Annotated in this window: 7 protein-coding genes and 1 pseudogene; 1 reads left to right on the top strand and 7 read right to left on the bottom strand. The window is 75.0% G+C overall.

The features are described 5' to 3' along the window. Positions 1-189: pseudogene (locus AB0H81_RS41560) on the bottom strand (hypothetical protein); the annotation flags it as partial. 142 nt (positions 190-331) lie between these two features. After that, positions 332-1099, bottom strand: a complete 768-nt coding sequence (locus AB0H81_RS41555) for a TetR/AcrR family transcriptional regulator C-terminal domain-containing protein (RefSeq protein WP_358386979.1) — start codon at positions 1097-1099, stop codon at positions 332-334. A 100-nt stretch (positions 1100-1199) separates the two neighbouring features. Here AB0H81_RS41555 and AB0H81_RS41550 point away from each other — a divergent pair, with 100 nt between their 5' ends. Further along, a complete protein-coding gene (locus AB0H81_RS41550) occupies positions 1200-2651 on the top strand; it encodes a DHA2 family efflux MFS transporter permease subunit (RefSeq protein WP_358386976.1) in 1452 nt (483 codons plus the stop codon). An 8-nt stretch (positions 2652-2659) separates the two neighbouring features. Here AB0H81_RS41550 and AB0H81_RS41545 read toward each other — a convergent pair whose 3' ends face one another. From AB0H81_RS41545 to AB0H81_RS41525, 5 genes are all read right to left on the bottom strand, one after another. Continuing rightward, positions 2660-3781, bottom strand: a complete 1122-nt coding sequence (locus tag AB0H81_RS41545; RefSeq protein WP_358386984.1) for a VWA domain-containing protein — start codon at positions 3779-3781, stop codon at positions 2660-2662. Positions 3782-3886: 105 nt separating this feature from the next. Next, the gene (locus AB0H81_RS41540; protein ID WP_358386973.1) at positions 3887-6457 is read right to left on the bottom strand and encodes a DUF5682 family protein; all 2571 of its coding nucleotides are present in this window, start codon (positions 6455-6457) and stop codon (positions 3887-3889) included. A gap of 117 nt (positions 6458-6574) precedes the next feature. After that, complete coding sequence (locus tag AB0H81_RS41535) at positions 6575-7675, bottom strand: AAA family ATPase (protein ID WP_358386982.1); 1101 nt, start codon at positions 7673-7675, stop codon at positions 6575-6577. 14 nt (positions 7676-7689) lie between these two features. Then, positions 7690-9036 carry a DUF5691 domain-containing protein gene (locus AB0H81_RS41530; RefSeq protein ID WP_358386970.1) on the bottom strand — a complete coding sequence of 449 codons (1347 nt, stop codon included), beginning with the start codon at positions 9034-9036 and terminating at the stop codon, positions 7690-7692. After that, a partial coding sequence (locus AB0H81_RS41525) for an SWIM zinc finger family protein (protein ID WP_358386968.1) occupies positions 9033-9927 on the bottom strand: 895 nt, incomplete at its 5' end. The genes AB0H81_RS41530 and AB0H81_RS41525, both read right to left, overlap by 4 nt.

Below are 9927 nucleotides of genomic sequence, written 5' to 3'. Positions count from 1 at the left end.
GGCCACGACGGCCAGGGCCGCGAGCAGGAGCAGCGCGGCCGGCGGGTAGGCGACGTGCGGGGTCAGCGGCACGGTCGCGCCGTTGACGGCCCAGGTCACCTGGACCGCCGCGGACAGGACGCCCCATGCCACGGCGGCGCGGGCCGCCCATGCCGGGCCGGGGGCGGAAGGCTGGGCTGGGGACGTCACGGGAACTCCTCGGGGACCTGTGCGGCGGGGACGGCGCCCACGATCGCAGCCGGCCGTCCCACGCTCCTCGCCCCGCGAGGGGAGCCCGCTCCCCCGCCCGGGGGAGATCACGGCGCCGGGAGAGGTGTCCCGGGTGGGCGGGCTAAGCGCCCGGCGTCTGCTTGCCGGCGGGCATGCGCGCCGCGAGCCCGTCGAACAGCAGGTCCAGCCCGTACCGGAAGCGGGCCTCGCCGCCGTCCGCGACCAGCGCCTGCGCGTGCCCGCTCAGGTGCGGGAACCGGTCGGGAGGCAGCGATCCGAAGTACTCCTCGATCTGTGAGACGTAGGTGCGGAAGTACTCGGCGAGGTTGGCGTTGCCCAGCGCCTTCATGCGCGGGTAGTGCAGTGACCCCTCGAAGGCGTCCGCGCAGACGTAGAGCACGATCCGGTCGAAGGCGAGCGAGGCGTCGCGTGGCGGCATGCCTGCGTCGATGAGGAGGCCGAACATGAACTCGGCCAGCCGGACCGCGTTCGGCCCGGTGGGGATGCTGGCGAGCGCCGCCCGGGCGACGTCGGCGTGGCCGACGATGACGCGGTGCAGCTCCAGCGCGCACTGGCGCAGCACCGTCAGCCATCGGGCGGGGTCGTAGTCCGGGAGCCTGACCTCGCCGAGCACCCGGTCGTAGATCAGCTCCAGGAGCTCCTCCTTGGCCGCGACGTGTGCGTACAACGAGGCCGGGCCGGTGCCGAGCTCCTGCGCGACCCGCCGCATGCTGAGCCCGTCGAGCCCCTCGGCGTCGAGGATCCGCAGCCCGGTCTCCACGATGAGGTCCCGGCTGAGCTGGGGTTTCGGCTGCGGCTGCCTGCGCGCCTTGCGCCAGGGCGGCTGGGGGACGTCCGGGAGGCCATCGTCGCTGTTCGCGCTTCGCATACGAACACTGTACTTGACACGAACAGCGTTCCGTCTTAGAACAGTGTTCGTTGACGAACGGCGTTCGTAGATCCGAACGTTGTTATCGAAGGAGACCCCCATGACCGCCATATCCGCACCCGCACCCCTCGCGGGGCTCCAGCCACACCGCTGGCGCTGGCCCGCCCTCGGCGTCATCCTGGCCGCCGAGGTCATGGACATGCTCGACGCCCTCATCACCACCATCGCGGCGCCGACCATCCGCCAGGACCTGGGCGGCGGCGAGGAGAGCCTGGTGCAGTGGCTCGGCGCCGGCTACACCCTCGCCATGGCCGTCGGCCTCATCACCGGCGGCCGCCTCGGCGACCTGCTGGGCCGCAAGCGGATGTTCCTGATCGGCGCGGCCGGGTTCACGCTCATGTCGCTGCTCTGCGGCCTGTCCGCCGGCCCCGAACTGCTCATCGCCGGCCGGGCCCTGCAAGGGCTGTTCGGTGCGGTCATGCTCCCGCAGGGACTCGGCATGATCAAGGAGATGTTCCCGCCGGAGGAGATGGGCAAGGCGTTCGGCGCGTTCGGCCCCGTCATGACGATCTCGTCGGTCGGCGGCCCGATCCTCGGCGGGTGGCTGGTCGACGCCGACCTGTTCGGCGCGGGCTGGCGGATGATCTTTCTGATCAACCTCCCGCTCGGGCTGGCCGCGGTGCTGGCCGGGATCAAGTTCCTGCCGGAGATCCGGCTCTCCGACTCCACCAGGCTGGACCTCGTCGGCGTGCTGCTCGTGTCCGCGGCCGGGTTCCTGCTCATCTACCCGCTCATCCAGGGCCCCGAGCTCGACTGGCCGGCCTGGACGTTCGCCTCGATCGCGGCCTCCCTCGTGACCTTCGCCGTCTTCGCCGCCCACGAGTCACGCCGGGCCAGGAGCGGCAAGGACCCGCTGGTCACGCCGAGCCTGTTCCGCAAGCGGGCCTTCACCGGCGGGCTGGTCGCGGGGCTCGCGTTCTTCTCCGGCCTGATCGGCTTCAGCCTCGTCCTCACGCTCTTCACCCAGGTGGGCCTCCACTACAGCCCGCTCAAGGCCGGGCTCACGGCCCTGCCGCAGGCGCTCGGCGCCGTGGCCGGCTTCGGCGTGGCCATGTCGGGCCTGCAGGAGAAGCTGGGCCGCGGCCTGCTCCAGATCGGCGCCGTGGTCATGGCCGCCGGCGCCGCCGTGTTCGGGGTGACCGTCCACCTCACCGGCCTGGACGTCTCCCCGTGGCAGCTCGCCCCCGGCCTCGCGATCGCCGGCGTCGGGATGGGCATGATCATGGCGCCGTTCTTCGACATCGTGCTGGCCGGAGTCGACCACCACGAGTCCGGCTCCGCCTCGGGCACGCTGACGGCCGTGCAGCAGCTCGGGGCCGCGCTCGGCACCGCCGTCCTCGGGACGCTCTTCTTCCACCTGCTCAAGGCCCGGTGGAGCTTCGGCTCGGCGATGCAGGCCACCGTGTGGGTCGAGGTCGGGCTGCTCGGGCTCACGCTCGCGCTGTCGTTCCTGCTCCCGCTGCGCGCCCGCCCCGACCAGCCGGCCCACTGACGCCGGCGTCAGGACGTGTGGCTCTCCACCCAGTGGCCCAGGTCGCGCCGCTCGATCGCGGCCGCCATCAGCTCGGGGAACGCGTCGGGCGTGCACGCGAAGGCGGGCACGCCCAGGGCCGCGAGCGCGGCGGCGTTGTCGTGGTCGTACGACGGCGCCCCCTCGTCGGACAGGGCCAGCAACACCACCACCTGCACGCCCGCCTGGGTCATCGCGGCGACCCGGCGCAGCGTCTCCTCCCGCGCCCCGCCCTCGTACAGGTCGCTGACCAGCACGAAGATCGAGTCCGCCGGCCGGGTGATGAGCCCCTGCGCGTACGCGACGGCCCGGTTGATGTCGGTGCCGCCGCCGAGCTGCGTGCCGAACAGCACCTCCACCGGATCGTCCAGCCGGTCGGTGAGGTCCACCACGGCCGTGTCGAACACCACCATCGACGTCCGCAGCGACCGCAGGGACGCCAGCACCGCGCCGAACACCTCCGCGTACACCACCGAGGCCGCCATCGACCCGCTCTGGTCGACGCACAGCACCACCTCGCGCCGCACCGCCCGCTGCCTGCGGGCATGCCCGACCAGCCGCGACGGCACGACCGTGCGGTGCTCGGGCAGGTAGTGCGAGAGGTTCGCCCGGATCGTCCGGTCCCAGTCGATGTCGGCCGCCCGGCGCGGCCGGTGGGTGCGGGCGGAGCGGTCGAGCGCCCCGGTGACGGCCGCCCTGGTCTTCTGGGCGAGCCGCCGTTCGAGCTCCGTCACCACCTTCCGCACCACGGCGCGGGCCGACTCGCGGGCCCGGTCGGGCATGACGCGGTTGAGCGCGAGCAGCGTGCCCACCAGGTGGACGTCGGGCTCGACGGCCTCCAGCATCTCGGGTTCGAGGAGCAGCCGGGTGAGGTCCAGCCGTTCGATGGCGTCCTTCTGCATCACCTGGACGACCGTGGACGGGAAGTACGTCCTGATGTCGCCCAGCCAGCGGGCCACGCGCGGCGCGGAGGCGCCGAGCCCGCCGTCGCGCTCGTAGACGGCGGACAGGGCGCCGTCCATCGCGGCGTCGGACCCGTGCAGCGCCACGCCGGTGCCGTCGGCCTCCCCGCCTCCCAGGACCATCCGCCACCTGCGCAGCCGCTCCTCCATGCCCTCACTCACATCCGCCCCCGTGATGTCCGCCTGACCTCGCACCGGATCGACCGTCCCCGCTCCCGCACCTTCGCCGCCGGAACGCCCCGGGTCCCCACGTCCTCACTCATGTCCGTTCCCGGTGGCGGCGCCGATGATGGCCAGCACGGTGGCGACCGCGGGGGCCGCGCGACGCTCGTCCACGTCCCGCTCCGGCCGCCGCTCGTGCCGCCCCGCGGACCGCACCCGCTCGCCGATCGCCCGCCTCTCCGGTACGGCGAAGCCGCCGAACGTGCGGCGCAGCAACGGCAGCACCTCGGTGAACTGGTCGCCGGACAACCCGGTCAGCCACCCGTCCACGAGCTCGAGCAGCCGGGCGTCGTGCACCAGCAGCAGCCCGCCACCCGCCAGGAACCCCTCCACCCACGCCGCCGCCCTGGCCGGCGCCTGCCCGCGGGACATCGCCCGGGACATGCGCCCGGCCGCGTCGTCCAGTTCGCCGGCGTCGAGCAGGATGCGGGTGAGCCGCCCCTCGATCAGCCCGTGCAGACCGGGCCGCTCGCTCACGGTTCGCAACGTGCGCAACCACCGCGCCCGCACGCTCCCGGGCGCGGCCTCGCCCTCCGCCCCAGTCCCCGTCCCGCTCCTGGCGGCGCCCGGGGTCTCACCGCCCGGGGTCTCACCGTCTGGGGGCTTGCCGTCCAAGGTCTCGCCGCCCGAGGTCTCACCGTCCGGGGTCTCCGCCGCGGGATCTCGTTCCTCAGGGGACGGGGATGAGGACGGGAACGGCTCGCGCGCGGGCGGCGCGTCGAGGAGGGCGACCACCGCGTGGACCGCGTCGATGTGGCCGAGCAGGGTGGCCGCCGCCTCGTCGTCCAGCCCCGTCACCGCCGCCGGCAGCCCGACGCGGATCCGGTCCAGCATCGACCGGACGATGACCGCCAGCCCCTCGGCGGGGGTGCCCCGCACGTCGCCGTAGCGCTGCGCGCGGGCCATCGCGGGGAGGGCGGACATGAGGCGGGTGACGTCGGTGTCGAGGGCGGCCCTGGCGGACAGGGCGGCCAGCACCTCCGGCAACGCGTCCGGCAGGTCGGCCAGCAGGCACTTCTCGACCAGATCCGCCAGCTCGGCCAGCGAGACCACCGCCCCGGAGCCACGCCCCGCCCCCGGCGGCACTCCCCCGCCGGAACCCCGGCCCGAGCCCGGCGAGGCACCCCCGCCAGGACCCCGGCCCGTCCCCGGCGCGGCACCCCGGCCTGAGCCCGCGCCGTCGGACGGTGTGCCCTCGCCCGCGGCCAGGTCGCGGGCGCGCTGGGTGGCGGCCTCCACGACCGTGACGCCGAGCGCCGCGCCCTCGATGAGCGTGACGTCGAACTCGGGCCGCCACCGCAGCCTCCACGTCTCCTTGAACGTGCCCTTGCCGCGCGACTCCCCCGGCGCGCCCCAGCCGACGCCGAGCAGCCGCAACCGGTGCAGCAGGTGGCTGCGTTCGAGGTCGAGCGGTTTGCGCAGGTCGAGGGTCACGTCGCGGTCGAGCGCCTCGGGCTTGAGCCGCAACCGCCGCTGCTGGTCGCGCAGGTCGCGCTGGAGCGGCACCATGGGCGTGCGGTCGGTGACGTGGCCCAGGCGGTCGCCCACGACCATCCGCCGCTGGATGAGCTCGACCGCCAGCTCGTCGCCCTCGCACAGCACCGCCCGGACCGCCTCGGTGACCTCGCCCAGCCCGGCGAGGGGACGGCCGCGCAGCGTGGCGAGACCGTGAGCGAGCCGCGCCGCCTCGATCACGTGCGCGGACGACACCGCGAGCCCCTCGTCGCGGAGCACGGCCGCCGCCGCGGCCAGCCACCGCTCGACGGGCCGGTCGGAGACGGCGAACAGGTGGTCGTACCAGCCCGGCGACGTGACCCCCGCGCCGTACCCGCTCCACCAGGCCAGCCGCCCGTACGTCCACGGCACCCAGGTCAGCTCGGCCTTCACCTTGGGCAGGCCGCGCAGCAGCGCGTCGTCGGCCCGGGCCGGGGGCAGCGGCCCGGTCAGGGCGGGGACGTGCCAGGCGCCGCAGACCACCACGATCCGCTGGTGCCCCTGCTTGCGGGCCGTGCGCAGGGTCTTGCGCATGTACGCCTCGCGCCTGGCCTCCCGGGCGTCGGGCACGTAGCCCTGGCGCACGGCGGCCATCGCCTCGGCGATCACCTCGAACGGGGTGTCGCCACGGTGCTCGACGACGTCCTCCCACCAGCGTTCGGGGTCGTCGTAGCCGGCGGCGGAGGCGAGGGCGGCGATGGGATCCACCCGCACCTCCAGGGGCGCCACCTCGTGACCGCCGTCAGCACCGCCGCCACGACCACGGTCGTGATCGCTGTCTCGCGGGCCCGGAGCCGGGTCCGCGAGGGTGTGGGCGGCGGGCAGGTCGCAGAAGCGCACGGGTACGCCGTGCTCCGCCGCGTACACGATGGCCTGCCACTCGGGTGAGAACCGGGCGAACGGCCAGAACGCCGCGCTCGACGGCGTCCCCGGGACGTGCGCCAGCAACGCCACCGGCGGCTCCAGTTCGGGGGCGAGGGCCACGAGCGGGTCGGCCTCCGGCGGCCCTTCGACGAGGATCACGTCGGGCCGCAACCGCCGCAGCTCCTCTCGTACGGCCCGCGCCGACCCGGGCCCGTGGTGGCGCACCCCCAGGACCGAGACAGTCATCGCATCTCCTCACAGGCGCAGCGTCGTGGGCGTGGCCCCACCGATCGGAGCTCGCCGGGAGACGCCGAGAGCGGACGTCCACCGGCAGACCTCCCCGATGAGACCCGAGGGGACATGTCAGGAGATGTCGCGGCAGGCGCGGTAGAAGTCCTGCCAGCCCGGCCGCTCGCGGACGACCGTCTCCAGGTACTCCCGCCACACCACCCGGTCCGACACCGGCTCCTGGACCACGGCCCCGACGATGCCCGCCGCCACGTCGGCCGGCCGCAGCACCCCGTCGCCGAAGTGGGTGGCCAGGGCGATGCCGCTGGTGAGCACCGAGATGGCCTCGGCCGTGGACAGCGTGCCGCTGGGCGACTTCACCCGGGTGCGGCCGTCCTCGGTGGCCCCCGCGCGCAGCTCCCTGAACACCGTCACCACGCGCCGGATCTCCTCCAGTCCCGTGCCCGTGCCCGGCAGCTCCAGCGACCGGCCGAGCTGGTCGACGCGCCGCGCGACGATGTCGACCTCCTCCTCGGCCGTCGCCGGCACGGGCAGCACGACGGTGTTGAAGCGGCGGCGCAACGCGCTGGACAGGTCGTTGACGCCCTTGTCACGGTCGTTGGCCGTGGCGATCAGGTTGAACCCGCGCCGCGCCTGCACCTCGTGGCCCAGCTCGGGGATCGGCAGCGTCTTCTCCGACAGCACGGTGATCAGGGCGTCCTGCACGTCGGACGGCATGCGGGTGAGCTCCTCGACGCGGGCCACGCGGCCCTCGGCCATGGCCCGCATCACCGGGGACGGGGTCAGCGCCTCGATCGACGGGCCCTCGGCCAGCAGCCGCGCGTAGTTCCAGCCGTACCGTACGGCCTCCTCGGGGGTGCCGGCGGTGCCCTGCACGAGGAGCGTCGAGTCGCCGCTGATCGCGGCGGCCAGGTGCTCCGACAGCCAGGTCTTGGCCGTGCCCGGCACGCCGAGCAGCAGGAGCGCGCGGTCGGTGGCGAGCGTGGCGACGGCCACCTCGACCACGCGGCGGGCGCCCACGTACTTGGGCGTGATGCGGTCGCCGTCGCCGAGGATGTAGGTGGTGACCGCCCACGGCGACAGCTTCCAGCCGGGCGGGCGGGGCCGGTCGTCCTCCTTGGCGAGCAGGTGCAGCTCCTCGGCGTACTGGTCCTCCGCGTGGGGACGCAGCACACCCGTGTCGCCGGCGTCGCTCCCCGGGCGGGGACTGCTCACCGGGCTGAGGTCGTTCACGAGAGCTCCTCCATCATGTCGGCGCGGAACCGCAGCAGGGCGGCCACCTGCTGCACCGCCGGCTCGGTCGAGTAACGGGCGGCCAGCTCGCCCAGCGCCGGGGCGACGCGCTCGCCGGCCAGCTTGACCAGCTCGCCGAGGTTCCAGGGCTGGCTGCCGGCCACCTTGACGATCTTGGCGAGGACGGCCGTGGCCAGTTCCTCGCGCCACTGCGGTGACACGCCGCCCAACACCATGATCAGTTGACTGTCGAGGTCGTGCTCGCGCACGAACGCCGCCGCGAGCACCTGCTGCTCCCCCGGCGGCAGCACGGTCAGGAGGTCGGCGATCGGGTCCCAGGCGAACATCGCCCGCGCCCACTCCGGATCGCGCTGCAACAGGGCCGCCCGCACCCAGGCGGTCTTCACCTCGGCGTCCCAGTCGGGGATGCGCAGCGCCAGCAGCGGCGCCGGGTCGGCGCCCCAGATCTCCAGCGGGGCGCGGGCGATGACCTGCTGGAGCCACCAGGCCCGCTCGCCTATGCCTCGGGGCGGCTTGGCCTTGACGCCGTCGCGCTCCATCGCCCGGTCGCACTCCTTGGGCGGCTCCACCTGGATCACGTCCGCGGCGACGGTGAAGCAGGCGCGGGCCCGCTCGGCCATCCGCCGGGACAGGGCGGAGCCGGGCAGCCGGGCCAGAAGGTTGGCGGCCTGCTGGCGGACCTCACGGCGGCGGTCGTCCAGGGCGTTCTCCAGGAACGGCTCGTCGGCGGCGGACAGCCCGTCGGCCAGCACCGTCACGAACTCCGCCCGGTCGTCCGGCGTCTCGCTCTCCCAGGTGCTCTCCAGCAGCAGCCGCGCCGCCCCGGGATCGCCGGCCCTGAGCCGCCGCAGGTAGGCGCGGCGGTCGGCGGGGCTGCCCAGCTCCCACGTCTCACCGGTCGGCTCCTCCAGGAGGTACGCCCAGGAGGGGTTGAGCCCGGCCAGCCACCGGCCGCGCCGCCCGGCGAGCACGCCGAGGTGGGCGCGGATGGAGTGGTCGCGGCGGCCGCGGTCGAGCAGCTCGGGCAGCACGTACGGGGGGACCCGGCGGCCGGTCGCCGCCGCGGCGGCCAGCCACTCGGGCAGCAGCCGCTCGTACTCGCCGCCGAGGACCCGCGTCAGCCTCTCGGCGGCCCGGCGGCCGACGGCCTCCTGCTCCTCCCCCGTCACGCTCCCGCCCTCCTCCGGCGGCGGGGGCGTGGCGAGGCGGCGGCCGGCACGGCGGCGGGCGACCTCCACGGCCGCGTCGGCCAGCAGGTCTCCGTGGTACGGCCGGCGGCCCGTGCCGACCAGGGCCGTGGAGGCCAGATCGTCCCAGTTCACAGGATCACCACCGTCCCGTCGTCGGCCCAGGTGGTCAGGGGGCGCAGGCCGTGGGGCGTCCACTCGGCGGCGACAGTGACGGGCCGGCCGCCGGAGACGGCGATCAGCCGCCACGGGTCGTACGCGCTCCGGTGCAGCGGGAACCCCCCGAGACCGGTGCGCCCGGGGACGACGCCGGTCAGCACGAGGGGCCAGGAGTCGGTCCACGGGTCGGCCGCGAGCGCGGCGGCCACCTCGTCCATCGCCTCCTCCGGTGTCACCCCCGGCGGCTCGCCCACCGGTGACGCGAGGGTGGTCGTGGTGACCGGCAGGGCGCGGAGAGGGGCCGCGCCCGGGTAGAAGGCCAGGTCGGCGTCCACGGTGGCGCCCGTGACGAACGACGCGTCGAGGGCCTGGCCCTGCGGGGCGAACGAGAGCACCAGCGCGGGCCGTCCCGTGTCGCGCCCCCGGAGCCACACCCGGCGGGAGGTCAGCCGGTCCTGCAGCTCGTCGCGCCGCCCCAGCACGTCCCACCGGTCGCGTACGGCGGGGCCGGCCAGCACCTCCTCGCGCGTGACCGGGAAGCCGACCCGCGACAGCACCGTCTGCGCCAGCGGCGCGGGCAGGTGGGCGCGGCGGCGGTAGGCCACCGCCAGCAGGTCGATCAGGGCGTACTCCTCCAGCAGCCGCTCCGGCCAGTCGTCGGCCGCCCGCGCCTCGCGCAGGCGGGACACCGTGCTCGCGATGCCGGGGGCCTGGGCGTCGACGAGCCGCTTGGCCAGGTCGTCCCAGGCGCCGTCGCCGGCCGCGGCCAGCCCCTGGCGGATCTGGTCGGCCAGCCAGCGCTCCAGCTCGGCCAGCCCGGCGGCGACGCGCGCGTGCCGGGCCGACTCCGTCGCCGCGCTCCGCGCG

Origin of the sequence: Nonomuraea sp. NPDC050691, assembly GCF_040654455.1 — a bacterium.
Taxonomy (GTDB): domain Bacteria; phylum Actinomycetota; class Actinomycetes; order Streptosporangiales; family Streptosporangiaceae; genus Nonomuraea.
This window is presented reverse-complemented; position numbering and strand designations above follow the sequence as displayed.